This window comes from Amycolatopsis sp. NPDC051373 (genome assembly GCF_040689465.1).
In the GTDB taxonomy this organism is placed as follows: domain Bacteria; phylum Actinomycetota; class Actinomycetes; order Mycobacteriales; family Pseudonocardiaceae; genus Amycolatopsis.
This window is the reverse complement of record NZ_JBFBAE010000033.1, coordinates 76,201-101,966: the sequence shown is the minus strand read 5'-3', so window position 1 is coordinate 101,966 and position 25,766 is coordinate 76,201. Positions and strand designations below refer to the sequence as shown.

At 69.6% G+C, this 25,766-nt stretch carries 23 protein-coding genes; 5 read left to right on the top strand and 18 right to left on the bottom strand.

Translation table 11 applies throughout. The features are described 5' to 3' along the window. Window positions 1–35 precede the first annotated feature (35 nt). From AB0383_RS42390 to prmC, 10 genes are all read right to left on the bottom strand, one after another. On the bottom strand, window positions 36–860 hold the full coding sequence (locus AB0383_RS42390; protein WP_364188422.1) for a F0F1 ATP synthase subunit delta: 825 nt from the start codon (window positions 858–860) through the stop codon (window positions 36–38). A 6-nt stretch (window positions 861–866) separates the two neighbouring features. Continuing rightward, the gene (locus tag AB0383_RS42385) at window positions 867–1,424 is read right to left on the bottom strand and encodes a F0F1 ATP synthase subunit B (RefSeq protein WP_364188425.1); all 558 of its coding nucleotides are present in this window, start codon (window positions 1,422–1,424) and stop codon (window positions 867–869) included. A 32-nt stretch (window positions 1,425–1,456) separates the two neighbouring features. Further along, complete coding sequence (locus AB0383_RS42380; protein WP_285972840.1) at window positions 1,457–1,714, bottom strand: ATP F0F1 synthase subunit C; 258 nt, start codon at window positions 1,712–1,714, stop codon at window positions 1,457–1,459. Between the two features lie 58 nt (window positions 1,715–1,772). Beyond that, window positions 1,773–2,570: a F0F1 ATP synthase subunit A gene (atpB, locus tag AB0383_RS42375; protein ID WP_364188428.1), complete on the bottom strand. Its 798-nt coding sequence runs from the start codon at window positions 2,568–2,570 to the stop codon at window positions 1,773–1,775. A 521-nt stretch (window positions 2,571–3,091) separates the two neighbouring features. Next, entirely contained in the window at window positions 3,092–3,541 is a 450-nt protein-coding gene (locus AB0383_RS42370) for a hypothetical protein (RefSeq protein WP_364188430.1), read from the bottom strand. 660 nt (window positions 3,542–4,201) lie between these two features. Further along, window positions 4,202–5,356 carry an MraY family glycosyltransferase gene (locus AB0383_RS42365; RefSeq protein ID WP_366190236.1) on the bottom strand — a complete coding sequence of 385 codons (1,155 nt, stop codon included), beginning with the start codon at window positions 5,354–5,356 and terminating at the stop codon, window positions 4,202–4,204. Window positions 5,357–5,450: 94 nt separating this feature from the next. Further along, window positions 5,451–6,101: an L-threonylcarbamoyladenylate synthase gene (locus AB0383_RS42360; protein ID WP_366190235.1), complete on the bottom strand. Its 651-nt coding sequence runs from the start codon at window positions 6,099–6,101 to the stop codon at window positions 5,451–5,453. 64 nt (window positions 6,102–6,165) lie between these two features. Continuing rightward, window positions 6,166–8,172, bottom strand: a complete 2,007-nt coding sequence (locus AB0383_RS42355) for a M6 family metalloprotease domain-containing protein (protein ID WP_366190234.1) — start codon at window positions 8,170–8,172, stop codon at window positions 6,166–6,168. A 214-nt stretch (window positions 8,173–8,386) separates the two neighbouring features. Then, window positions 8,387–8,785, bottom strand: a complete 399-nt coding sequence (locus tag AB0383_RS42350) for a VOC family protein (protein ID WP_364188439.1) — start codon at window positions 8,783–8,785, stop codon at window positions 8,387–8,389. A gap of 41 nt (window positions 8,786–8,826) precedes the next feature. Continuing rightward, on the bottom strand, window positions 8,827–9,693 hold the full coding sequence (gene prmC, locus AB0383_RS42345) for a peptide chain release factor N(5)-glutamine methyltransferase (RefSeq protein ID WP_285972832.1): 867 nt from the start codon (window positions 9,691–9,693) through the stop codon (window positions 8,827–8,829). A 204-nt stretch (window positions 9,694–9,897) separates the two neighbouring features. Between prmC and AB0383_RS42340 the strand changes: the two genes are divergently transcribed. The 4 genes from AB0383_RS42340 (at window position 9,898) to AB0383_RS42325 (ending at window position 14,187) form a co-directional block, all read left to right on the top strand. Next, complete coding sequence (locus tag AB0383_RS42340; RefSeq protein ID WP_366190233.1) at window positions 9,898–10,956, top strand: glycosyltransferase family 2 protein; 1,059 nt, start codon at window positions 9,898–9,900, stop codon at window positions 10,954–10,956. Further along, a complete protein-coding gene (locus tag AB0383_RS42335) occupies window positions 10,956–11,393 on the top strand; it encodes a GtrA family protein (protein WP_364188444.1) in 438 nt (145 codons plus the stop codon). The genes AB0383_RS42340 and AB0383_RS42335 overlap by 1 nt, the downstream gene beginning before the upstream one ends. Then, window positions 11,390–12,652, top strand: coding sequence for a hypothetical protein (locus AB0383_RS42330; protein ID WP_366190232.1), 1,263 nt, complete (start codon window positions 11,390–11,392; stop codon window positions 12,650–12,652). Before AB0383_RS42335 ends, AB0383_RS42330 begins: the two co-directional genes overlap by 4 nt. 92 nt (window positions 12,653–12,744) lie before the next feature. Then, entirely contained in the window at window positions 12,745–14,187 is a 1,443-nt protein-coding gene (locus AB0383_RS42325; protein WP_366190231.1) for a hypothetical protein, read from the top strand. A 47-nt stretch (window positions 14,188–14,234) separates the two neighbouring features. Here AB0383_RS42325 and prfA read toward each other — a convergent pair whose 3' ends face one another. From prfA to argS, 8 genes are all read right to left on the bottom strand, one after another. Further along, complete coding sequence (gene prfA / locus AB0383_RS42320) at window positions 14,235–15,305, bottom strand: peptide chain release factor 1 (RefSeq protein ID WP_364188451.1); 1,071 nt, start codon at window positions 15,303–15,305, stop codon at window positions 14,235–14,237. A gap of 102 nt (window positions 15,306–15,407) precedes the next feature. After that, complete coding sequence (gene rpmE / locus AB0383_RS42315) at window positions 15,408–15,632, bottom strand: 50S ribosomal protein L31 (RefSeq protein ID WP_220243829.1); 225 nt, start codon at window positions 15,630–15,632, stop codon at window positions 15,408–15,410. 219 nt (window positions 15,633–15,851) lie between these two features. Next, the gene (gene rho, locus AB0383_RS42310; protein ID WP_364188454.1) at window positions 15,852–17,888 is read right to left on the bottom strand and encodes a transcription termination factor Rho; all 2,037 of its coding nucleotides are present in this window, start codon (window positions 17,886–17,888) and stop codon (window positions 15,852–15,854) included. A 418-nt stretch (window positions 17,889–18,306) separates the two neighbouring features. Next, entirely contained in the window at window positions 18,307–19,215 is a 909-nt protein-coding gene (gene thrB / locus AB0383_RS42305) for a homoserine kinase (RefSeq protein ID WP_364188456.1), read from the bottom strand. Continuing rightward, window positions 19,212–20,267, bottom strand: a complete 1,056-nt coding sequence (gene thrC / locus AB0383_RS42300; protein WP_366190230.1) for a threonine synthase — start codon at window positions 20,265–20,267, stop codon at window positions 19,212–19,214. Before thrC ends, thrB begins: the two co-directional genes overlap by 4 nt. After that, window positions 20,264–21,574, bottom strand: coding sequence for a homoserine dehydrogenase (locus AB0383_RS42295; RefSeq protein WP_364188563.1), 1,311 nt, complete (start codon window positions 21,572–21,574; stop codon window positions 20,264–20,266). Before AB0383_RS42295 ends, thrC begins: the two co-directional genes overlap by 4 nt. A 12-nt stretch (window positions 21,575–21,586) precedes the next feature. Then, window positions 21,587–23,017, bottom strand: a complete 1,431-nt coding sequence (gene lysA / locus AB0383_RS42290) for a diaminopimelate decarboxylase (protein ID WP_220243832.1) — start codon at window positions 23,015–23,017, stop codon at window positions 21,587–21,589. Between the two features lie 3 nt (window positions 23,018–23,020). After that, entirely contained in the window at window positions 23,021–24,685 is a 1,665-nt protein-coding gene (argS, locus tag AB0383_RS42285; protein WP_366190229.1) for an arginine--tRNA ligase, read from the bottom strand. A gap of 252 nt (window positions 24,686–24,937) precedes the next feature. Here argS and AB0383_RS42280 point away from each other — a divergent pair, with 252 nt between their 5' ends. Then, complete coding sequence (locus AB0383_RS42280) at window positions 24,938–25,762, top strand: DUF3105 domain-containing protein (protein ID WP_366190246.1); 825 nt, start codon at window positions 24,938–24,940, stop codon at window positions 25,760–25,762. Window positions 25,763–25,766: the final 4 nt, after the last annotated feature.

Genomic DNA, 25,766 nt, shown 5'->3' with positions numbered 1-25,766 from the left:
TCCAGTGTGCAAAGTCTGTGGTGCGGGCGCACCCGTCAGGCGCGGCTCAGCCTGCGGCGCACCGCCGCCAGCTGGCCGGCCGTGCTGCCGTCGATGACCTCGTCGCCGACGCGGACGACGAGCCCGCCGCCCAGCCGGGGGTCCACCTCGACGTGCAGCGCGAGGGTCCGCCCGTAGATGCCGTTGAGCTTCGACCCGAGCTGGGCCTGCTGCTCGTCGGTGAGAGCGTTGGCGCTGGTCACGTACGCGACCGAACGCTCACGCCGTTCCGCGGCCAGCGCGACCAGCTTGTCGAGCCCGTTGCCGACCCCGCGCCCCTTGGCGCGGCGCACGACCTGCTCGACGAGGGTCTGGGTGACCACGTCGACCTTGTCCGCGAACAGCCCGCGGACCAGGGTCCGCTTGGCGTCGGCGGGAGCGGCCAGGTCGGACAGCGCGGCCTCGAGCTCCGAGGAGCCCGAGACGATCCGTGCGACCTGGAACAGCTGGGACTCGACGGTCTCGACGTTCCCGGTCTTCTCGGCGGAGGTGAGCAGCGCCGAGCGGCCGAGGGACTCGATCCCGTCCACCAGCTCGCGGGGGCTTGACCAGCGGCTGCCCGCCACGGCGTCGAGCACCTTCAGGGCCGGTTCGCTCAGCTTTCCGTCGAACAGCCGGCGGACGAGGCCCTGGCGGCTCTCCGGGCTGGCCGAAGCGTCGCTGACCGACCGGCGCAGGCCGATTTCGCGGTCAAGGAGGTCGACGACCGAGAGCAGCTCGTCCCCGGCAGTCGCGGGGTCGGTACCCGCGTCGGCCAGAACCTCGCCGAGACGGGTCTCGGCGAGGTCGAGCGCTTCACGGCTCGCAGCATGCAGCGTCATCTCTGGTTACTTCCCCGCTCCATTGGTGGCCGACGCGGTCTCGAGCTCCGAGAGGAACCGGTCGACGGTGCCGCGGCGGCGCGCCTCGTCTTCGAGCGACTCGCCGACGATGCGGCTCGCCAGCTCCACCGCGTTGCGGCCCATGTCGGCCCGCAGCTCGGCGATGATCTGCGCCTTCTGGGCCTGCAGCTGAGCCTGCCCCTGCGCGACGATCCGCTGGGACTCGGACTCGGCCTCGGCCCGCAGCTCCGCCTTGATCTGCTCGGCTTCGAGCCGGGCGTCGTCGCGGATCTTCGCGGCCTCGGACCGGGCCTCGGCGAGCTGCGCCTTGTACTCGGCCAGCGCGTCTTCGGCTTCGGCCTGGGCCTTCTCGGCCTTCTCGATGCCGCCTTCGATCTTCTGCGCCCGTTCCTCGTACGCAGTCTCGAAACGCGGGACGACGTACTTCTTCAGGATGAACAGCAGGATCAGGAAGGCGACGATGCCGAGGATCAGCTCCGGGATGTCCGGAATGATCGGGTTGGCGTGCTCTTCGGCCGCCAACACCAGTTCGGTCTTCAGCACAGCGTCTCCTTAGTTGGCGAGAGTGGGGTGACTCAGGCCGCGGAGGCGATGAAGTAGATGACGATACCGATCAGCGCGAGGACCTCGGTGAGCACGAAGGTCGAGAAGCCGATGCCCTGCAGCTTGCCCTGGGCCTCAGGCTGACGCGCGGTGCCGTTGATGACCGCGGCGAAGATCAGGCCGATGCCGATACCCGGGCCGATCGCGCCCAGGCCGTAGCCGATGGCGGCGAGGCCGGGGTTGATGTTGACAGCCTGCTCAGCGGCCTGGGCCAGAACGATGTTGCTCACGTGCGTTTCCCTTCACTTCGGTCCGCGCACTCACGCGGATCGGGGGCTTGTGTGTTTCTCAGTGCTCCGACGCCAGCGCGGCGCCGATGTACCCGGCCGACAGCAGGGCGAAGATGTAGGCCTGCAGCACCTGGATGAAGGCCTCGAGGAAAGTCATCAGGATTGCCAGGACCCAGCCCAGGATCGACACCGGCTTGAGGGCCCAGCCCGAGGTCTCCGTGAGCAGGAAGGTGCCGCCCAGGGTGAACACGATGATGATCAGGTGACCCGCGAACATGGCGGCAAAAACACGGATGGCCAGCGTGATCGGGGTGATGAAGAACTTCTGCGCGAACTCGATCAGGCCGTAGAGCGGGAGCACGAACTTCGGGATCCCCGCCGGCGCCAACTGGTTCTTCAGGTACCCGCCCAGGCCGTGCTTCTTGATGCCCACGTAGTGGTAGACCGGGTAGACCACGAGAAGCGACATGGCCAGCGGGAAGCCGATCCGCGCCATGGTCGGGAACTGGAAGAACGGAATGATCCCGAAGAGGTTGTTCACCAAGATAAAGGTGAACAACGCGAGAACCAGCGGGATGAACGGCTTGAACTCCTTCGAGCCGATCTGGCTCCGCGTGATGTTGTTGCGGCTGAAGTCATAGACGGACTCTGCGATGAACTGGCCCTTGGTGGGCACGATCTTCAGCTTGCGCGAAGCCACCAAGAAGTAGCCGGCGACGATGATCAAAGCGATGATCACCAGCAGCTTCGGCTTGTTCAAGCCCCACTCGCCAGACCCCAAAAACGGCGGCAGCTCGAAGGCATCAGTACCAGGGGGCGTGAAAACAGCACCCTCGGTCAGTACCAGCGCGATCACTGCGCTCCTCCCGGTTCTCCCGGCCGGCGTTCACTCCGCCGGGGGAATCGTCACGATCTGGACTTAACGTACCCGATACGCACGAGCACGCCGGAGGCGGCCAGCCCCACCGCGCAGTGAATGATTCTCATGCCCTGCACAGAGGTTGGCTCGCAAGAGCACTGCCCTGCAATCCACTTCGGACCAGCGGCTGAGGGGCGGAACCATCGGGTCGCCACACTGCTGGTCGCGGTTCGTTTGAGGGAGTGCGCGGGCGAGGCCGCCACCCTTGAAGCGGACCCTACCAGCAGGTCAATCGGTGCCGTACACGCGTACTTCATACCAGCCGATCAGCTCAGGACTTAGGTCCCGAGTCCATCCAGGACCCAAGTCCGGGACGCGCGCGACCGGTTTCGCAACACCACAGGTGAGCGCCTCGGCGAGGTGTGCCACACACCCGAAAGTCGGCTGGCGTGTTTCAGGTCACACACGGATGCCGCAGCGTGCTCTCACTGTCGGTAGCCGAGGGTGCCGGGTTCGCGTCAGGACGGGATGATCGTCGGGATCTTCGTCTTGCGGAAGGCCGCGAACTCGGCCGCGGCGGACACCAGGATCGCCACGATCATGGTGAGTCCCAGCGACAACGGATGCAGCGCGGGCACGCCCTTGAGCAACGTGAGCGCGCCGAACAGCAGCACGACCTTGACCACGTACCCACCGAGCGCGATCACCATGACGAACATCGGGTCCTGGCCCGCGCTGAAGCGCATGAGCCCGAGCGTCGACAGGGCCGCCAGCATCGCCAGCACGGCACCGACCAGCGAGCCGAGGAAGCCATGCAACCCGTAGACGATGCTGAACACCAGAATGCACACGAGCACCGCCGGCGGCGTGACCAGCAGCGAAGCCTTTGTCATCGCGCGAGCAGCCTGCAGCACCACCTTGGCGTGCGGGTTCTCCGTCGCGTCGGTCGAGGTTTCGGTTTCGCTCACAGCTGGGCTCCCTACTCGGTTCGAGATCGAGTGTAGAGAACCCCGCGACCTGGTCTCCTGACCCCCGGCCTGCGACCCAGCAACACAACGGGCTGCCCCGGGTCCACGCGGGCGCGAAAACCGGGGCGGCAGAATTCATTTCCGCGACTGGATGATCGGTCGCGGAAATGAACAAGAATGACCCACGGGACGACCGCCGCGGCGCATTCATCGAAACGGTTCACGCAGCCCAGGGACGGCCGGGATTGGTACAGGCCAGCGCGTTCCCGTCGAGACTGGTCGCGGTCACGATGCCGACCGAAACCGTCCGATGGGGACTGACGCGGCCGATCGCGTTGCGGGCTGGGAAAAGCCGACCGAGAACCCCGCACCGAGCGGCCGTCGTTCGGGCTGTGCCGGCAGCACCGAGACCGACCACTGCAGCGCGAGCGACGCGCGTGCCCGATCGAAGATGCCTGTTCCACAGCACCGTTTTTCCTGATTCGGCCGGAATCGCCCCCGTCGGCTCGGCAGCGACGCCAGCCCCGGGAAAGTCGCCATCATCGAACCCGCAGCCGACAGGCCGAGCGCGATTTGGCGCATCGATTCCTCGCCCCATCGGACATTCACAAGGAGGCGACGGGGACGCCGAGAGGAGGTGAATCGGAATTCGCGAAGACCTCAGCCGGCTCGGCGCCGCGCCCGCAACCGCGGCACCAGGGACACCAGCACGGCCACCACCAGACCCGCCCCGATGACCCAGAACACGGCCGTGTCGTCGAAGAGCGTCACGGACACCGCGCCGAAGGCGAGGATGCCGGCCCACAAGTAGATGAGCAGGACGGCGCGGCGCTGGGAGTGGCCGATCTCGAGCAGGCGGTGGTGGAGGTGCATCTTGTCGGCCGCGAAAGGGCTTTCGCCGCGGCGGGTGCGGCGGATGACGGCCATCACGAGGTCCAGGACGGGAACGAAGAGGACCGCCACGACCACGACCAAGGGCGACAGCAGGGCGAGCGCGTCGGAGGCCGAGAAGCGCGTGTAGCTGACGCGGCCGCTCGCGGACGTGGTCGCGCCGGCGAGCATGAGGCCGATCATCATGGAGCCGGAGTCGCCCATGAAGATCTTGGCGGGCTGGAAGTTGTAGGGCAGGAAGCCCAGACACGCGCCCGCCAGCGTCGCCGCGATGAGGGCCGGCGGGTAGGTGCCGAAGTCGCCGCCGGTGCTGTCGAGCAGGCCCAGCGAGAAGGCGCAGGTGGCCGTCGCGGCGATGAAGCCCAGGCCGCCCGCGAGGCCGTCGAGGCCGTCGACGAAGTTCATCGCATTGACCATCACCACGACCATCACGACGGTCAGCAGCGCGCCCTGGTTCTTGTCCAGCACGAGCACCGAACCGAACGAGTCGCCGGTGCCGCCCCACGGCACCCAGAACGACACCCACTGCACGCCGAAGAGCACGAGGATCCCCGCGCACATGACCTGGCCGGCGAGCTTCGTCCACGCGTCGAGCTCGAACCGGTCGTCCAGCGCGCCGATGAGCGAGATGACGCCGGCCGCCAGCAGCACGCCGACGGAGTCCAGCGAAGCGTCGAAACCGTGGCTCAGCGCGGGCAGCTGGTGCGCCAGGCCCATCGCCGCGGCCACGCCCAGGTAGATGCCGACGCCGCCCATGCGAGGGATCGGCGTCACGTGGACGTCGCGGGCGCGCGGGTTGGCGATCGCGCCGATGCGGATCGCGACGCGGCGGACCACGCCGGTGAGCAGGTAGGTCACCGCCGTCGCGGTCAGCGCGACGAGGAGGTACTCCCGGATGGGGAGAAGTCCTTGCACAGGGGGCATGACCGCGTCACGCCTGCCGGGGGGTCCGAGTCACCGCGTCACGCTACCGCGACCGGATGTGACGCGGTTTGGCGGAGCCTCCCCTGTGGACCGCTCAGGCGAGCGACTCGACGGGCACGCCCATGACCTCGGCGATCGCCGAGCGCGTGACCGCGCCTTCGCGCAGCACCACCGGATTCTCGCCCGTGAGGTCCACGATCGACGAAGCCACGGCCTCGCCGCTCGAACCGCCGTCGAGGTACACCGACACCGAATCGCCCAGCTGGTCCTGCGCCTCGGCCGCGGTGGACGCGGGCGGGCGGCCGGAGACGTTGGCGCTCGACACGGCCATCGGGCCGACGTCGCGCAGCAGCTCCAGCGCGACGGGGTGCAGCGGCATCCGCAGCATCACGGTGCCGCGCGACTGCCCGAGGTCCCACTGCAGGCTCGGCGCGTGCGGGAGCACGATGGACAGGTCGCCCGGCCAGAACGCCTCCACGAGCGCCCGCGCCTGCGGCGGCAGGCCGAGCACGAGACCGTCTACTGTGGACCACGAACCGACGAGCACGCCCACGGGCATGTCCGGACCGCGGTTCTTCGCGCGCAGCAACGCCTGCACGGCGCCGGCGTCGAAGGCGTCCGCACCGATGCCGTAGACGGTGTCGGTCGGCAGGACCACCAACCGGCTCGACCTCACCGCTGACGCCGCGGCGGCCAGCCCTTCGGCCCGGGCCTCGCGCTTGCTGCAGTCGTACACCGCACTCATGCCGCGAAGCCTAGCCCTCGTCCCCGGCACCCGAATGCGGTGGTCAGGTGCCGGGGACGCCGGGTCAGAACCCGATGGCCGCGCAGGTGGTGGTGCTCGTCTTCGCCGGATCGCTCACCGATGTGGCGGTGAGCTTGACCCGCGCCGTGTACGGCGCGCCCGGTGTCCGTTTCGCGTAGGCGGCGATCTGGGCGGTCTGCCCGAACTTCGCCGTCGCCAGCTCATTGGGCAGCCGCACCTCCCAGCCCTTCGCGTCGGTGCTCGCGCTCAGCCGGTAGGTGTCGCTGTCGTACGGCGCCTTCGCCCCGCGTGCGGAACCGGTGTTCAGCAGCCGGAAGTCGCACGTGGCGAGCCCGCCCTTGGTGAACGCTGGCAGCGCCGGCCACAGGTGCGCACCGCGCGCCTGCGGGCCCGCACCGTCGAGCGAGGCGACGGTGACCGTGTACGACAGCACGCCGCGGCGATCCCGTGCGAGGTCGGTGACGAGGAAGTGCAGCCGGTTGGCCTCGTCGGTGTACTCATATGCGCCCGAGGAGCCCGTGCCGGCCTTGAACGCCGCGTCGTTGAGCTGCCGGTAGTCGCCGACGGTGATCTTCACCGGCGTGCCGTCCGGCTTCACGTAGTCGGTGAGGCCGATGTCCTGCGGGTTCGCGTCGACGACCCACTCGAACGGCGCCGCGTCCTTGTTCTTGGTCTTGGCCAGCAGCACGCCGGAGTCGGGCGCGAAGGAGTCCGAGCCCATCCGGTCGACGACCTCGAGCGTGTAGTTGTCGTAACCGCCGCCGTCGCACAGCGGGTCGGTGTTGCGGTCGCACTTCGGGGACTTGTCGCCGCCCGGCAGCGCGATGTTCAGCCCCGTGTAGGCACCCGGTTCCGGCGCCGCCTCCCGCGCGGTGATCCGCGCCGTCACGGGACCGGTTTTCGCGAGCTGGTCGCGGTCGAGCTGCAGCACGTCGGCGGGGTCGACGATGCCGAGCTTCAGCTTGTTGCGCAGCATGTGGTGCGCGCCCATCGAGCCGCCCTCGGTGGCCGGGATCTGCCAGCGCGTGTGCGGGCCGCCGGGACCGTTGAAGCTGCCGCGCGAAAGCATCTCCCACGGGCCGGTGTACGCGCGCTGCGGCGGGACGCCGAACGGGTTGTTGTAGTTGTCGCCGATGCCCAGGATGTGGCTGAACTCGTGGGCGTAGGTGCCCTGGCCGGACGATTCGGCCTGCGTGGAGGAGCCGTTCTGCGCGTTGGGCCAGATGCTCGACGCCGAGGCCCACGACGTCCACGGCACGTAGCGGGTGTCGGCCCAGTTGGGCAGGCTCTCGTCGCCGGGCGGGCCGAACTCGTCCGGCACGGCGTCCTGGCTGCCGAACTTCATCTCGCCGAACTCTTGCCACGTCGAGCTCTCGTCCTGGCCCGCGGAGAGGAAGAAGACGAAGTCGAACTGGTCGGCCAGCGCACCGACGTCGGCCTTCCACGCGGCGCGCGCGTCGGTGCGCAGGTCGCGGTCACACGTCGAGCCCTGCGGGCACGCGTTGTCCTGGAACTCCATGCCGTACTCGAAGGACTTGCCCGGCATGCGGTAGGGCCCGAACGCCGTGAGGTCCACGCCGAACCGGCCGCCGGAGTCCTCCATCCAGTACTCGTTGATGGTGTGGCCGTGGTTGAGGGTTTCCGGCTTGTTGAGGAAGTCCTGGTAGTACTGCGCCACGTCCTCGCGCTTCAGATTGCTCGCCGACGGCCCGGGGTTGCCGAACACCGTCGAGTGCGCCGGCTTCGTGACCACGAAGTCCTCGTCCGCATAGTCCGCGAGCACCACGGCGCCCTTGAACGTGCGCTCGGTCGGCTTGAGCGACGGGTCGGCCCAGTTCGTGCCGGGGACCTTGCGGTAATCGTTCCACGTCATGGCCGATTGGTCGGCCCAGTGCGCGGAGTCCAGCGGCGCGGGCCAGCTGCGGGTGAACGTGTCGGCGTTCGCCGTGCCGGCGGTCAGCCCGGGCAGCAAGGCGACGGCCGCGACGACCGCGGCCACCTTCGAGACGCGCCTTGTCGTGCGCCGGGCAGGGATCCAGGAGGGTCTCATCCACACTCCCCTTCACGATCGGGCCGCCCCGGAGCGGGCGGGCCCGAAGATCGACGGTATTCAGTCGACCGCGGATCGTTAGGGTTGCGAACGAAATCCGCCCCATTGCCTCACGACGAAAGTCGGACAGAGGTGGCGTACCGGCCGAACCTGTCGTTCGAACGGCAGACGGGACGAGCCGGGAGCGGGTTCGAGATGGTCCCTCCAGCTCGGTTCAACCGGCGGTGCTCGGGCTGTCCACCGCGTCGACCTGGCGGCGGAGCAGGCAGAACTCGTTGCCCTCCGGGTCGGCCAGCACGTGCCAGGACTCCTCGCCGGTCTGCCCGACGTCGGCCGGGCGCGCGCCCGCGGCGAGGAGGCGCTCGAGTTCCGCGTCCTGGTCGCGATCGGTCGGGTTGACGTCGAGGTGCAGCGGCAGTTTCCCGCGCTTGGGCTCGTCGCTGCGGCTGAGCACCAGGGTCGGCAGCGGCCCGCCGAAGCCGCCGGGCGGGCCGATCTCCAGGTCGGCGCCCTCCCAGCCGAGCTCGACGTAGCCGAGGACCTCGCACCAGAAGTCCCCCAGGCGCTGGGGGTCGGCGCAGTCGATGACGAGTTCGGTGATCCGGCAGGCCATGCGCGAGAGACTACGGCGAACCGTGCGGTTTCGGCCCGGCTTCAGCCCAGGCGGCGGGCAGTGACGTAGCGGGCCCGGCCCGTGAAGTCGGGGTGGTCCTCGACCGCGGTGAGCACGCGGCGCGCCCGCACGAGCGCCGGCACGGCCGACCCGTGGGTGTCGTCGTGCTCGATCGCCAATCCGCCGCCGGGACGCAGCAGGCGGGCGCCGGCCGCGATGGCGTGGCGGATCACCGCCAGGCCGCTCTCCTCGGCGAACACCGCGCGCGCCGGGTCGTGCTCTGCGACCTCCGGGGGCACGGGCGTGCCTTCGGGGACGTACGGCGGGTTGCATAGCACCAGGTCGACAAGGCCGTCGAGCTCGGCGAACATCGTCGGGTCGCCGATGTCGCCCGAGTAGAGGCGCACGGGGGTGTCGCCCGCGTCGGAGTGCACGTCGGCGTTGTGCCGGGCCCACGCGAGCGCCTGGGGGTCGACGTCCACGGCGTACACGACGGCGTCCGGCCGCTCGTGCGCCAGCGCCAGGGCCAGCGCGGCGGACCCCGTGCACAGGTCGACGACCACGGGGAACTCGCGTCCGTGGAGGAACTTCAGGCCCCAGTCCAGCAGCAGCTCAGTCTCCGGGCGCGGCACGAACACGCCGGGGCCCACGTTCACCGTGATGTTGCCCAGTGCGGCCCACCCGGTGAGGTACTGCAGCGGGATCCGCTTCGCGCGCTGCGCCACGAGCTGCCCGATCGCCTCGATCACGGGCGGGTCGACCAGCGGCACCATCGGCAACCGCCCGCGATCGACCCCGAGCACGTGCGCGGCGATCAGGTCCGCGTCCGTCCGCGGCGACTCCACGCCCGCCTCGGTGAGGATGCGGGTGGCCTCCATGATGGCCAGGCGCAGCGGCTGCCGATTCACAAGTTTTCCCTCACGTCGAAAATCCTCCGCCCAGCGTATCGACCTCCGGCGCGCTTCCGGAGCCGCCTGGCCGCAGGCGGGCCCGGATGCGGGCCCGAAGAAGCACCGTGAGCGTGATCTCTTAAGATCCTGAGGTCCTCCGGGCCGCGGATCAGCGCGTTCGCCCGATCCATTGAGTCAAACGGGAGTCCCGTCATGATTGGCGTGCCTTCGGAGCCCTCGAGCGACAGACGCCGGATCGCGTTCGTCTTCCCTATCTTCAACGAGGAAGGCAACATCGACCTGCTCCACCGGACCGTGGACGAGGTCACCAGGCCGCTGGCAGACCGGTACGAACTCAGCTTCCTCTACGTCGACGACGGCAGCCGCGACAGCTCGCTCGTGCTGCTCACCGAGCTGTCCCGGCGCGACGAGCGGGTGACCGTGATCGAGCTCGCGCGCAACTTCGGCCACCAGATGGCCGTGACCGCGGGCCTCGACCTGGTCGACGCCGACGCGACGATCATCATGGACAGCGACCTGCAGGACCCTCCGCGCGTCGCGCTCGAACTGATCGAGCGCTGGGAAGAGGGCTACGACGTCGTCTACGCGCAGCGCCGCTCGCGGCAGGACAGCGCGTTCAAGAGGTTCACCGCCGGCGCGTTCTACTGGTTCCTGCGCAAGATGGCGGCCGTCGACATCCCCAAGAACACCGGTGATTTCCGGCTGATCGACCGCAAGGTCGTGGACGAGCTGCGCAAGTACCGCGAGCGCGACCGCTTCCTGCGCGGCCTGGTCTCCTACATCGGGTTCCGCCAGACCGCGGTGCTGTTCGATCGCGACAAGCGCCACGCGGGCGTCACCGGCTACCCGCTGCGCAAGATGCTGCGCTTCGCCGCCGACGGCATCCTCGGTTTCTCCGTCACGCCGCTGCGCATGATCAGCCGTCTCGGCTACCTGATCTCCGCGCTCAGCTTCGTCGGCGTGCTCTACGTCATCGGCGTGAAGCTGTTCGCGCCGGCGACCGCGGTGCCCGGCTGGGCGTTCATCACGATCGCGATGTTCTTCCTCGGCGGCATCCAGATCATCATGCTCGGCGTGCTCGGCAGCTACATCGGCCGCACGTACTCGCAGGTGCAGAACCGGCCGCTGTACGGCGTCGCCTCGGTGCGGACGGGTCTCGCCTCCGACGCTCGCGTCACCTCGAATCCGACCGGGCGCGCTGCGGAAACCCTGGAAACCCTGGACACCGTCGATGCGGTCCAGGCGGAGAGCAGGGCCTGATGAAGCTCCTGACCGCGCAGCAGATCCGCTTCGGTGTGGTCGGTGTCGCCAACACGCTCGTCGACGCGGTGGGCTTCGCGCTGCTGTACTCCAGCGTCGGGCTGCCGCTGTTCGTCGCGAACCTGTGCTCGACGACCGCGGGCATGCTGCTGAGCTTCGTGCTCAACCGCAACTTCACCTTCCGCGCCAAGGACGGCGACGTCCGCAAGCAGGTGCTGCTGTTCTTCGCCATCACCGCGTTCGGGCTGTGGGTGGTGCAGGCGGCGGTGATCTTCGCGGTCGGGTCGCTGCTGCCCCACGTCACGGTGCTCGTGCCGAAGTTCGCCGGCATCGCCGTGGGTCTGGTGTGGAACTACGTGCTCTACCAAAAGGTCGTCTTCCGGCAGCGGACCCCGGTCCCGGTGGCCGCCACCGAACAGCCGGGAGGCACGGTATGACCGCCACGGTGACCGCCGAGGAGCTCACCTCCGAGGACGAACCGAAGCAGCCCGACGCGGTTTCGCGCGTGCCGCGCTGGCTCACGGGCGACTTCGCCCGTGTGCTGGCCGTGGTGCTCGCGTGGAACGTCGTGCTGATCGCGGTGGCGTGGCTGTTCGGCCCGTCGTCCCCGGTGAGCGAGGGCGTGCCGAAGACCGGCATCGGCTCGACCTGGAGCCTGCTCGCGCACACCTACCGCTGGGACGCCGGCAACTACGGCGACATCGCGCAGCACGCCTACACCAGCAGCTACGTGCCCCTGCGCGCGTTCTACCCGGTGTTCCCGATCTGCGTGTGGCTCGTGCAGACGATCAGCTTCCACCTGATCGGGATCCTCGTCGCGGGCTTCGTGGTCAACGTGGTCGCGACGTGGCTCGCCACCACGGCACTGCTCAAGATCGCCCGCTTCTACTTCACCGGCGCCCGTGCCCAGTGGCTGGTGGTCGCCGCGTTCCTCACCGCGCCCACGGCGTTCTTCCTGCACTCGTTCTACAGCGAAGCGGTCTTCTGCGCGCTGGGCTTCTGGGCCTACCTGTTCGCGCTGCGGCGCCAGTGGCTGTGGATGGGCCTGTGCCTGATCCCGCTCACGGCCTCGCGGATCACCGCGGCGGTGTTCGTGGGCCTGTGCTTCCTGGAGTTCTGGCGCTCGAAGGACTGGAAGCTGCGCGGCCTGCTGAACTGGCGGTTGCTGTGGTTCCCCGCCGCGTTCGTCGGCCTCGGCGCGCACATGCTGTACATGAAGATCCAGACCGGCAGCGCCATGGCGAGCTTCAACGCGCTCAAGGGCGTGGCCACCTGGTCGTACCACAAGTTCAACCCGAACATCTTCGCCACCGGCTGGACCGAGACGAAGCTGACGGCCCACGCGCTCCTCGGCGACACCCCGATGGACGGCTGGACGCTGATGAGCCACGTGCTGCCCACCATCGGGCTCGCGTTGCTGCTCGTGTCCTCTGTGTACATCTTCATCGCCTTGCGCGCCAAGGGCATCCCGCTCGCACTGTTCGGCATCGCGTCGATCGTGATGCTGACGATCAACAACAACGTGGTGTCGGTGCACCGCTACCTGTTGCCGTGCCTGGTGATGTACGTGGCGCTCGTGCTGTTCGCCGAGCGCAGGCCGAAGCTGCGCGGTGTGGTCTACGGCGTGCTGTACGCGAACACGACGATCGGCGCGCTGATCTTCCTGCGCTTCGTGTCGGGGTACTGGGCGGGCTGACCGCGGCGAGTGCCGCGGCGCCGGCCTGGTGGCGGTGACCGGGATGCCCGCACACACTGCGGCCCGGCACCGCCCTGCCTACACTCGGCCGGGTGCGAACCAAAGACCTCCGCTTCGGTCTCGCCATCTTCGGCGCTTCCCTCGCTCTGCTCCTGGTCCGTTTCCTCATCCCCCGACCCATCGGCATGGCCGACAACGGCGACGGCTGGCGGCTGCTCTGCAAACTCGGCGGCAAGCAGCTCGACCGCCCGTCGGAGGGGTTCGTCCGGTTCAGCTACGGCGCCGGGGTCCCCTGCACAAGCGACTACGTCTCGAGCCAAACCTGGCTCGACTGGCTGGCGAGCAAAGCCGGTCACCTCTTCGGCTCGAGCGCCGTCCTGAACCTGCTGGTCCTCGGCGTCGGTACCTGCGTGCTCGTCGCGGTGGCCATCACCGCCGCGGTCACCGGCCTCGACCTGGAGCGCCGCGGCAAGGTCGTCGCGACGGTCCTGCTGCTGATCGTCATGGGCGACTCCGCGTTCTTCGGCTACTTCGCCTCCACGCTCAGCGAGGGCGCGGCCTTCCTCGGCATGCTGCTGATCGCCGGCGGCCTCCTGCTGATGCACCGCGACCGCGCCCAGCGCTACGCCGGCGCCGCCTTCACCGTCCTCGGTGGACTGATCGACATCAATGCGAAGTCGCAGACGCTGTTGCTCATCCCCGTTTTCGTGCTCGCGGTGCTGCTGGTGAAACCCCAGGGCGAGCGCGGCAAGGCCCGCTGGGCGCTGCCGCTCGCGGTGCTCGTGCTCGTGGGCGGCGGGACGTTCGCGGTACAGTCGCACGGCGACCCGGCCAACGCGGAGTACCGCGAGGCCAACGTGTACAACGCGATCTTCGATTCCATTGCGGACGGCAAGCACGACACGAACGCCGACCTGGCCGCACTCGGACTTCCACGATCGTTCGCGCGCTACATCGGCACCGGCTGGTGGACCCCGGGCTCGGCCAGGACCGACCCGCTCTACCCGCGGTACCGCGACAAGATCAGCCGCCGCAACGTGCTGGCGTACTACGAGTCGCACCCCGCGCGCGTCGCGCAGATCCTGCAGCAGGGCGGTGTGAACACGCTCACCGCGCGCCCCGACAACCTCGGCAGCTTCGGTGAGCTCTCCGGCCGGCCACGGCTGTCGAAGGAGCACCGCGTGCCGGTGTTCTCCGGGCCCGCCGCGCTGGCCGCGCCCGCGGGGCTGTTCGTACTGGTTCCCCTGTGGCTGCTGATGATCTGGGCGGCCGTGCGCGCCTTCCGGCGGGGGCGGCACGAGTACGGCCTCGTGGTGCTGATGCTGACGTTCTTCGCCATCGGGCAGCTCGGGCTGTCCGCGCTGGGCGAAGGCGTGGAAGGCGTGAAGCACCAGCTGCTCACGCTGTTCCCGACCGTGCTGGCGCTCGCGTTCGCGATCCTCAGCCTGCTGCCGCGCGCCGAAGAGCCGCCGAAGCCGCAGAGAGAACGCGAGGACGACGAGCCGCTGACCGAGGAGATCGCGGCCGCTGTCTGAGGCGGCTGAGGTGTCCGAGGCGGCGGGGCTGGCTCAGCCGGACTGACTCAACCGGACTGGGCGGCCAGGCGCTCCTCGCGGTCGGCCGTCGCGAGGGCGTCGAGGACGCCGTCGAGGTCGCCGTCGAGGACCTGGTCGAGGTTGTAGGCCTTGTAGTTCACCCGGTGGTCCGAGATGCGGTTCTCCGGGAAGTTGTACGTGCGCACGCGCTCGGAGCGGTCGACGGTGCGGACCTGCGAACGGCGGGCGTCCGAGGCCTTCGCGGCGGCCTCTTCCTCGGCGATGGCCTGCAGGCGCGCCTGCAGCACCTGCAGCGCGCGGGCGCGGTTCTGGATCTGGGACTTCTCGTTCTGGCACGAGACGACGATGCCGGTCGGCAGGTGCGTGATGCGCACGGCCGAGTCGGTGGTGTTCACGCTCTGGCCGCCGGGGCCCGACGAGCGGAAGACGTCGATACGCAGGTCGTTCGGGTCGATCTCGACCTCGACCTCTTCGGGCTCGGGGTAGATCAGCACACCCGCGGCAGACGTGTGGATGCGGCCCTGCGACTCGGTCGCCGGCACGCGCTGCACGCGGTGCACGCCGCCCTCGAACTTCAGGCGCGACCAGACGCCGTCGACGTCGGCGGTCTTGCTCTTGATCGACAGGGTGACGTCCTTGAAGCCGCCGAGGTCGGACTCGGTCGAGTCGAGGACCTCGGCCTTCCAGCCGTGGCGCTCGGCGTAGCGCAGGTACATGCGCAGCAGGTCGCCCGCGAACAGGGCGGACTCCTCGCCGCCTTCGCCGGACTTGACCTCCATGACCACGTCGGAGCCGTCGTACGGGTCGCGCGGCAGCAGCAGCTCCGTGAGGCGGGACTCGAGGTCGGGGATCTTCGCGGCCAGCTCGTCGGCCTCTTCCGCGAACGTCGAGTCCTCGGCCGCCAGCTCCTTGGCCGCGGAGAGGTCGTCGCGCGTCTGGTCGAGCTCACGCACGGCGCGCACGACGGGGCTCAGCTCCGCGTAGCGACGGCCCAGCTTGCGGGCCTTGGCCTGGTCGGCGTGCACGGCCGGGTCCGCCAGCTGCTCTTCCAATTGGGCGTGCTCGGCGAGCAGCCCCTTGAGCGAAGTCGAATCCACTTCCGCGCCTTCTTCCGGGCCTAGTACCACCAACGACAGAATTTCACCGACAGACAGCAAACGGCGCCCACTCGCACGTGCGAGTGGGCGCCGTGGGCGAAGCTACTTGGCGTCGTTCTTCTGCCGCTTGCCGTAGCGCTTCTCGAAGCGCGCAACCCGGCCACCGGTGTCCATGATCTTCTGCTTGCCGGTGTAGAACGGGTGGCAGTTCGAGCAGATCTCGACGTGGATCGCGCCCGAGTCCTTGGTGCTGCGGGTGGTGAAGCTGTTCCCGCAGTTACAGGTGACCTGAGTCGTCACGTACTCAGGGTGAATGCCGCTCTTCATGGTGTCCTCTCTTGTTGGCCCCGGGTCCCCAGGATCGGGGTGAACCGGTGCCGGACTTCAGCGGGTCATTGTGCCAGACGGGCTGACGGTGAGTTCAACCAACCCTCCTGGCCTGGTATTCCTCGGCTCAGCGGCCGTCAGCCCCAGACGCGGTGAAGGGCACTGTGGGGGAATCGGATTCCCCCACAGTGCCCTTCACGGACGGTGAAACGGTGGAGCTCAGTCCTCGTCGTTCGCGCCGAGGGCCGTCTTCGAGACCTGCATCAGGAACTCGATGTTGGTCTTCGTCTTGCGCAGGCGCGAGATCAGCAGGTCGATGGCCTGCTGGGAGTCCAGCGCGTGGAGCACGCGGTGCAGCTTGTGCGTGACGGCGAGCTCGTCCGGCGAGAGCAGCAGCTCTTCCTTGCGGGTGCCGGACGGGTTGACGTCGACCGCGGGGAACACACGGCGCTCGGAGATCTTGCGGTCGAGCTTGAGCTCGGCGTTGCCGGTGCCCTTGAACTCTTCGAAGATCACCGTGTCCATCGTGGAGCCCGTCTCCACCATCGCCGTGGCGAAGATGGTGAGCGAGCCGCCGTTCTCGATGTTGCGCGCGGCACCCAGGAAACGCTTCGGCGGGTACAGCGCGGTCGAGTCGACACCACCGGACAGGATCCGGCCCGACGCGGGCGCGGCCAGGTTGTAGGCGCGGCCGAGGCGGGTGATCGAGTCGAGCAGCACCACCACGTCGTGGCCCATCTCGACCAGGCGCTTGGCGCGCTCGATCGAGAGCTCCGCGACCGAGGTGTGGTCGGCCGGCGGGCGGTCGAAGGTCGAGGCGATGACCTCGCCCTTCACGGACCGCTGCATGTCCGTGACCTCTTCCGGCCGCTCGTCGACCAGCACGACCATGAGGTGGCACTCGGGGTTGTTCGTGGTGATCGCGTTGGCGATGTCCTGCATGATCGTGGTCTTACCGGCCTTCGGCGGCGACACGATCAGGGCGCGCTGCCCCTTGCCGACCGGCATGATCAGGTCGATCACGCGGGTGGTGAGCTTGTGCGACTCGGTCTCGAGGCGCAGGCGCTCGTTGGGGTAGAGCGGGGTCAGCTTGGTGAAGTCGGGGCGGCGCTTGGCCTCGTCAGGCTCCAGGCCGTTGATCGAGTCGACGCGCACCAGCGGGTTGAACTTCTGCCGCTGCTGCTCGCCGTCACGCGGCTGCCGGACGACACCGGTGATGGCGTCACCGCGGCGCAGGCCGTACTTGCGGACCAGCGAGAGCGACACGTACACGTCGTTCGGCCCGGCGAGGTAGCCGGACGTGCGCACGAACGCGTAGTTGTCGAGCACGTCCAGGATGCCGGCGACCGGCAGCAGGACGTCGTCCTCGCGGATCTCCGTGTCCGGCGAACCGCCTTCGGCGCGCCCGCCCCCGCTGCCCCGGCGACGGCGGTCGCGGAAGCGACGGCCGCGACGGCCGCCCTCTTCGTCGTCCTCCGGGCCCTGCGAACGGTTGTCCTGCTGGCCGCGGTTGCCGCTGTCCTGCTGGTTGTTGCGCTGGCGGTTGTCGCGGTTGTCCCGGTTGTCCGAGCCGCCGCGGTTGTTGTCGCGGCCGCCCTGACGCTCGGCGCGGTCACCACGATCGCCACGCTGCTCACGGTCACCACGCTGCTCACGGTCGCCACGCTGGCCACCGTCACGCTGCTGGCCACCGTCACGCTGCTCGCGCGGCTCACGCTGGCCGTCGGGCGCGCCCGCGGCACGGTTCGAGCCGCGGCGACGACGGCTGCGGCCGCCTTCCTCCTGCTGCCCGTCGGAGTTCTGCTGGCCGCCGTGGTCGTTCTGCGCGGGCTTCTCGGCCGGCGCCGCTTCGGTTCCGAAAGCCGAACCGTTGGTCTCGGCCTTGGGAGCCGGCGCCGCCTCGGCGCTCGGGGTCTCTTCGCGCTTCTTCTCGGCCCGGGCCGGCTCTTCGCTCTTCGCGGCCTTCGAGGCCTTGGGAGCCGGAGTGTCGCCGACGCCGTCGAGCGGGAGAGTCTCCGCCGTGGCGGTGCGCTTCTTGGTCTTGCCCTGCCGCTCGCGGATCGCGGCGATCAGGTCACCCTTGCGCATCCCCGTGGTCTCGCCCACACCCAGTTCGCCCGCCAGCTGGCGGAGTTCGGCGATGACCATCCCCGACAGGCCCCCGGTGCGGCGCTTCGGAGCGGCCGCGGCCCCATTCGTCTCAGCGGCCGCGGCGGGGGTCTCCACGTCGCCGCTCAACAGATCGGTGTTGCTCACACATGTCCTTCCTGACCGATCCACGCCTCCAGGTGGATCAGCGGACTGCCGCCGATCGCGTCTGATCGCGAAACGGCATTTGCTTCCGATGCGGGCGAGTCGCGCCTAGCCGTGCGGAACACAGCGAGAGCGTCGCCAGCACAGGGGTGTTTGCCTCCCCCAAACGGAGGAAACGGAATTCGGCACCGCCGAAACCGGAAACCCGCCTGCGTCCCTCCGCGTCCCGCTTGCCAGGCGGCGCAGAGTTGGCGGATCGACGAAGGATGCGGACCGGAGGCTCGCGAGGAGCGAACAGGACCGGCATCGGGTGCGGAAACGCACGGTGATCGAACGCCCCCGAGGGTAGACCGCCCTGTGGACGGGTGCAACAACCACCCCCCCGCGTGGCGCACGTTCCGCCCGCCACGTGACCGGGGCTTTACTGAGCCGCAACCTGAACACCCGTCAGGTCCACGCCCAGCTCGGCGACGTCGAACCCCTCAACGTCGCATTCCGGCGGCAATATTCCCGTCGTGGTGAGGGCGAGCACCGTCGGACCGGCGCCGGAGATCGTCGCCGCCACGCCGTGCGCACGGAGCGTGCGCACCAGTTCGGAGCTCGCGGGGTACGCGCTGGCCCGGTACTCCTGGTGCAGCCGGTCTTCCGTGGCGGCCAGCAGCAGCTCGGGTTTGGTCGTCATGGCGAGCACCGAAAGCGCTGTGCGGCCCGCGCTGTGCGCCGCGTCGGCGTGCGGAACGTGCTGCGGCAGCAGGCCGCGCGTGGCGTCCGTGGACGACTTCAGCGCCGGGATCGCCACCACAGGACGGATCTTGGTACTGGGCTCCACGCGTTCGGCATGGAAGCGCCCGTTTTCGCACCACGCCACCACGAGCCCGCCGAGCAGGCTGGCGGCCGCGTTGTCCGCGTGGCCCTCGAACTCGGCCGCGAGCTGCAAAGCCCCGTCGTCGAGCGCGACGCCCGCCAGCGCGTAACCCAGCGCCACGCCGGACACCACGGCGGCGGCCGAGGAACCGAGTCCGCGCGCGTGCGGGATCTTGTTGAAGCAACGCAGGTGCAGGCCCGGCGGGCGCACGTCGAGGTGCGCGCACGCGCGGCGGATCGCCCGCACCACGAGGTGCGTCTCGTCGGTGGGGACGTCGGCGACCCCGCCGGCGCCGGCATCGACCACCTCGACCTTGAGGCCGTCCTCGGTCACCTGCAGTTCGACGACGTCGTGATACGCCAGCGCCAGGCCCAGCGCGTCGAATCCCGGGCCGAGGTTGGCCGTCGAACCCGGCACCACGGCCCGGAACGACGCGCCCACCGGCAGGCCCGAGGAGCCCGTCACCGCAGGTCCAGCGCCGCGGCGACCGCCGTGGGATCGACGGCGAGGGGCTCGACCTCGACGTTGCCCTCGAGCGCGGTCGCGGGGTCCTTGAGGCCGTGGCCGGTGACCGTGCACACGACCGTGCTGCCCTTCGGCAGCCGGCCGTCCGCGGCGGTGGCGAGCAGGCCGGCGACGCTGGTGGCCGACGCGGGCTCCACGAACACGCCCTCGCGTCCGGCCAGCAGGCGGTAGGCCTCGAGGATCTTCGCGTCGGTGATCGCCTCGAACAGGCCGTCGGACTCTTCCTTCGCCTTCACCGCGCTCGCCCACGAAGCCGGGCTGCCGATGCGGATCGCCGTCGCGATGGTGTCGGGGTCCGAGACCGGTTCACCCAGCACGAGCGGCGCGGCGCCGGCCGCCTGGAAGCCGAACATCCGCGGGGTGTTCTTCACCACACCGTCTTCGGCGTACTCCGAATACCCGGCCCAGTAGGCGGTGATGTTGCCCGCGTTGCCCACCGGCAGGCAGTGGATGTCGGGCGCCTGGCCGAGCGCGTCGCAGACCTCGAACGCCGCGGTCTTCTGGCCCGCGATGCGCACCGGGTTCACGGAGTTCACCAGCGTCACGGGGTAGTCGGCCGACGTCTTGCGCGCGAGCTCGAGGCAGTCGTCGAAGTTGCCGTCGACCTGCAGGATGCGCGCGCCGTGCAGCACGGCCTGGGCGAGCTTGCCCATCGCGATCTTGCCTTGCGGCACAAGCACCGCGCAGGTGAGCCCGGCGCGCGCCGCGTAGGCGGCCGCCGACGCCGACGTGTTGCCCGTCGACGCGCAGATCACGGCCTTGAGCCCGCTCGCCAGCGCGTGGGTGATGGCCACGGTTATGCCGCGGTCCTTGAACGAGCCGGTGGGGTTCGCGCCCTCCACCTTGAGGTACACCGTGCAGCCCGTGAGCTCCGACAGGTGCGCGGCGGGCAACAGCGGGGTGTTGCCCTCGCCGAGCGTCACCACCTGCGCGCCGTCCGGCACGGGGACTCGGTCGCGGTACGCCTCGATGATCCCGGGCCACGCACTCATTGGTCTTCGCCTTCCACCCGCATCACGCTGACAACCTGGTGCACCACATCGAGCTTCGCGAGCTCGTCCACAGTGGACTGCAACGCCGCGTCGGGCGCCAAGTGGGTGACCACCACGAGGCTCGCCGTGTCGTTGGCGTCGCGCTGGCGCACGGCGGCGATGCTCACGCCGTGGCCCGCGAACGCCTGCGCCACCTGGGCGAGCACGCCCGCGCGGTCGGCGACGTCGAGGCTCACGTGGTAGCGCGTGGGCGTCTGGCCCATCGGGCGCACGGGCAGCGCGGCGTGCGCCGACTCGCGCGGACCGCGGCCGCCGATCACCCGGTTGCGGGCCACGGCGACGAGGTCGCCCAGCACCGCGCTCGCCGTGGGGGCCCCGCCGGCACCCTGGCCGTAGAACATCAGCTCGCCCGCCGCGTCGGCTTCCACGTAGACGGCGTTGAACGCGCCGCTGACTCCCGCGAGCTGGTGGCTGCGCGGGATCATCACCGGATGCACGCGCGCCGACACGGACTCGGCGCCGTCGTCGGCCGTCACGCGCTCGCAGATCGCCAGCAGCTTCACCGTGCGGCCCAGCACGCGCGCGGCGACCAGGTCGGCCGCGGTGACGTCGGCGATGCCCTCGCGGTGCACGTCCTTCGCCGTCACGCGCGTGTGGAACGCCAGCGAGGCGAGGATCGCGGCCTTGGACGCGGCGTCGTAACCGTCGACGTCGGCCGTCGGATCGGCCTCGGCGTACCCGAGGCGGCCGGCCTCGTCGAGCGTCTCGGCGTAGCCCGCGCCCGTGGTGTCCATCGCGGAGAGGATGTAGTTGGTGGTGCCGTTGACGATGCCCATCACGCGCGTGATGCGGTCGCCGGCCAGCGATTCGCGCAGCGGGCGCAGCAGCGGGATGGCGCCGGCCACAGCGGCCTCGAAGTACAGGTCGACACCCGCGGCGTCGGAGGCCTCGAACAGGTCCGCCGAGTGCTCGGCGAGCAGCGCCTTGTTGGCCGTGACCACGGCCTTGCCGGCGCCCAGCGCCGCGAGCAGCCAGCCGCGCACCGGCTCGATGCCGCCGACCAGCTCCACGACCACGTCGACGTCTTCGCGGACGACGAGCGCGGCCGCGTCGTCGGTCACCAGGTCCTGCGGCAGCTCGGGGTGCTTGTCGGGGCGGCGCACGGCGATGCCCGCCAGCTCCACCGCGGCCCCGGCGCGCGCCGCCAGCTCGTCCGCCTGCTCGGTGAGCAGCCGGACGACCTCGCTGCCGACGGTGCCGCAGCCGAGGAGGGCGACCCTGATCGCTCGTCCGTCCGATGGAGACACTGTGGACACTTCTCAAACCTCCAGGCGCAGCATGTCGTCCGTCGTCTCCCGCCGCAGCAGCACGCGGGCGCTGCCGTTGCGCACGGCCACCACCGCCGGGCGCGGCTGCCGGTTGTACCCACTCGCCATCGAGTAGCAGTAGGCACCGGTCGCCGCGACGGCCAGCAGGTCGCCGGGAGCAAGAGTGTCGGGTAGCCAGCAGTCTCGGACGACGATGTCGCCGGATTCACAGTGTTTTCCCACGACTCGGGACAGAGTGGCGAGCACGGGCTCGTCACCTTCGCTCGCGGAGCGGGAAACCACCCGGCAGTCGTACACCGCGTCGTAGAGCGCCGTGCGGATGTTGTCACTCATGCCGCCGTCGACGCTCACGTAGCGGCGGGTGCTGTTGTCACCCAGTGCGACGTCCTTGATGGTGCCGACCTCGTACAACGTGATGGTGCCCGGGCCGGCGATCGCACGGCCCGGCTCCCCCGCGATGCGCGGCACGGGCAGGTCGGCGTACGCGCACTCCTTGCGCACGATCTCGCGGATCTGTGTGATCATCTGCGCGGGCGGCGGCGGATTGTCCTTCTCGGTGTAGGCGATGCCGAAGCCACCGCCGAGGTCCACGAGGTCGAGCTGGTCGAGCAGCTCACGGCCGTGCTCCTTGGCCAGGTCGCCCAGCAGCCCGACCACGCGGCGCGCGGCGACCTCGAAGCCGTCGGCGTCGAAGATCTGCGAGCCGATGTGGCTGTGCAGGCCCACGAGCTTGAGCGACGGCGCGTTGAGCACCCGGCGCACGGCCTCGGCCGCGTCGCCCGAAGCCAGCGAAAAGCCGAACTTCTGGTCCTCGTGGGCGGTGGCGATGAACTCGTGCGTGTGGGCCTCGACGCCGACCGTCACACGCACGAGGACCGCTTGCACGACCTCGCGGCGCGCGGCGATCTCGGCGAGGCGGGCGATCTCGTAGTAGGAGTCGACCACCACGGTGCCGACGCCGGCCTCGACCGCCGCGTCGAGCTCCGCGATCGACTTGTTGTTGCCGTGGAAGGTGATCCGCTCGGCCGGGAAGTTGGCGCGCTGCGCCACGGCGAGCTCGCCGCCGCTGCACACGTCGAGGCTCAGGCCCTGCTCGGCCACCCAGCGGGCGATCTCGATGGACAGGAACGCCTTCGACGCGTAGTGCACCAGCGCCGGGTCGTCGAACGCCTCGGCGTAGTCGGCGCACCGGGACTTGAAGTCGGCCTCGTCGACCACGAACAGCGGCGTGCCGTAGGTCTCGGCGAGGTCGCGCACGTCCATCCCGGCAATGCGCACGATGCCGTCGCCGGCGCGATAAGTGTTGCGCGGCCACACTTTCGCGGGCAGCTTGTCGAGTTCCTCGGCGCTCGCGGGCGGGAACCCGGAGGCGTCGGCATGGGGGTAGACGTCGGCGTGGCGGGGGCCCGCGGGGTGCGCCATTTCTTACATCCGTTCCGGAGCTGAGACACCGAGCAAAGACAGGCCGTTCGCCAGCACCTGGCGGGCGGCCTCGCACAGGGCGAGCCGGGCGAACGTGAGAGGGGTGGCCTCTTCGTCGCCCTGCGGCAGCACCCGGCCCACCGTGTAGAACTTGTGGTACGCGCCGGCCAGCTCCTCGAGGTAGCGGGCGATGCGGTGCGGTTCCCGCATCTCGGCGGCGCGGCGGACGGTGGCGGTGAACTCGCCGATCGTGCGGATCAGGTCGCCCTCGGCGGGCAGGGTCAGGAGTCCGAAATCGACATCCGCCGCGTCCTTTTCGGACCTCAGTCCGAGATCGGCGGCGTTGCGCTGCAAAGAAGACAGCCGGGCGTGCGCGTACTGCACGTAGTAGACCGGGTTGTCGTTGCTGTGCTTGCGCAGCAGGTCGAGGTCGACGTCCAAAGTGGAGTCGACGGAGTAGCGGATGAGCTCGTAGCGCGCCGGGTCGACACCCACGGCCTCCACGAGGTCCTCCATCGTGATCACGGTGCCCGCGCGCTTGGACATGCGCACCGGCTTGCCGTCGCTCACGAGGTTCACCATCTGGCCGATGAGGACCTCGACGGTGTCCGGGTCGTCGCCGAAGGCGGCCGCGGCGGCCTTCAGGCGCGCGATGTAGCCGTGGTGGTCGGCGCCGAGCATGTAGATGCACAGGTCGAAGCCGCGGTTGCGCTTGTCCTTGAAGTAGGCGAGGTCGCCGGCGATGTAGGCCGGGTTGCCGTCCTTCTTGATGACCACGCGGTCCTTGTCGTCGCCGTACTCGCTGGACTTGAGCCACCAGGCACCGTCGGCGAGATAGAGGTTGCCGGAGTCCTTGAGCTGCTGCACGGCGGCGTCGACGGCGCCGGACTCGTGCAGCGAGTTCTCGTGGAAGTACACGTCGAAGTCGGTGCCGAACTCGTGCAGGCTCTGGCGGATCTCGGTGAACATCAGCTCGATGCCGACGCTGCGGAACGTCTCGTGCCGCTCGGCCTCGGGCCGCGACAGCGCGCTGGGCTCCTGCTTGAGGACCTCGGCGGCGATGTCGTTGATGTAGCCACCGGCGTAGCCGTCCTCGGGAGCGGGCTCGCCCTTGGCGGCGGCGATCAGTGACCGGACGAACCGGTCGATCTGGGCGCCGGCGTCGTTGAAGTAGTACTCGCGCGTGACGTCGCCGCCCTGCGCGGCCAGAACGCGGCCCAGCGCGTCGCCGACCGCCGCCCAGCGCGTGCCGCCGAGGTGAATCGGGCCGGTCGGGTTGGCGGAGACGAACTCGAGGTTGATCTTGCGGCCGGTGAGCGTGTCACCGCGGCCGTAGGCCTCCCCCGCGGCGAGCACCTGGCGCACGACCTCGCCCTGCGCGTCGGCGGCGAGGCGGAAGTTGAGGAACCCCGGGCCGGCGACTTCGGCCGCGTCCACGCCGTCGGCGGCCGCCACGACCTCGGCCAGCGCCTCGGCGAACTCGCGCGGCTTCAGCCCGGCCTTCTTGGCCACCTGGAGCGCGAGGTTCGTCGCGTAATCGCCGTGGTCGGGGTTGCGCGGGCGTTCGATGGTCACCTGCTCCGGCAGCACGGCGGCGTCGACGCCTCGGGCGTCGAGCACCTGCACGGCGGAAGCGCGGACCAGGTCGGCGAGAGCGGCGGGAGTCACTCGCCGAATTCTAGGTGTGCCCAGGTCGGACGCTTACGCCGGTCCGACCTGCGGTTGTCGCACATCACCCTGGAGTGATCGTGAGAGGCGTTCACGGTGATCAGACGTCCGGTCTCTACACTGGCCGACGGGCAGGGTCCGTCCGGATCCCTCCATCATCTCACGAGGAGATCGCGGCAAACCATGGCGAAAGGGACAACCAGTAAGAAGGGGACGTCCACCGGCGGAACGCGCGGCAAGTCCGCGAACGCGGTGAAGGCCGCGCGCGGCAAGTCCGTCGTGGGGAAGAAGGGCACTCCGTGGGGCACCATCGTCGGTGTCGTCGTGGTGGTGGCCCTCCTGGCCAGCGTCGTCACCTACTACATGGTGAAATCCGCTCCGCAGCGCGACCAGAAGTCCCGCGAGGAGGCGGCCTCGTCGTTCGCGCCGACGGCCACTGACCCCGACCCGTCCAAGAAGATCCCGGGCGTCATCACCGCGACCTACACCGGTTCGGTGCACGTGCTGCCCACCGAGCGCGTGGCGTACGACCACAGCCCGCCCTTCGGCGGCCCGCACGACGGCAACTGGGCGGCCTGCAACGGCGTCGTCTACCCGACCGCGGTGCGCACCGAGAACATGGTTCACACGCTCGAGCACGGCGCGATCTGGATCGCCTACAACCCGGACCTCGTCAAGGGCGACCAGGTGGACCTGCTGGCCGCTCGCGTCAAGGGCAAGACCTACATCTCGATGTCGCCGTACCCCGGCCTGGACAAGCCGATCTCGCTGCAGTCCTGGGGCCACCAGCTCAAGCTGGACAAGGCCGACGACCCGCGCATCGACGAGTTCATCGCCGCGCTGCGGACGAACCCCAACGGCGTGTACCCCGAGATCGGCGCCTCGTGCGACGCGCTCGGCCCGGGCCAGTTCGACCCGAGCAACCCGCCGCCGTTCGACCCGAGCAAGCCGGGCCCCGACGCCAAGCCGATGAACTACGGCGGCAGCTCCGGTGCCGTGCCGGAGGGCGGCATGCCGGGCACCCCCGGCCAGCCCAGCGCGCCGGTGACGGCGCCGTCGGCTCCGGCAGGACAGTGATCTC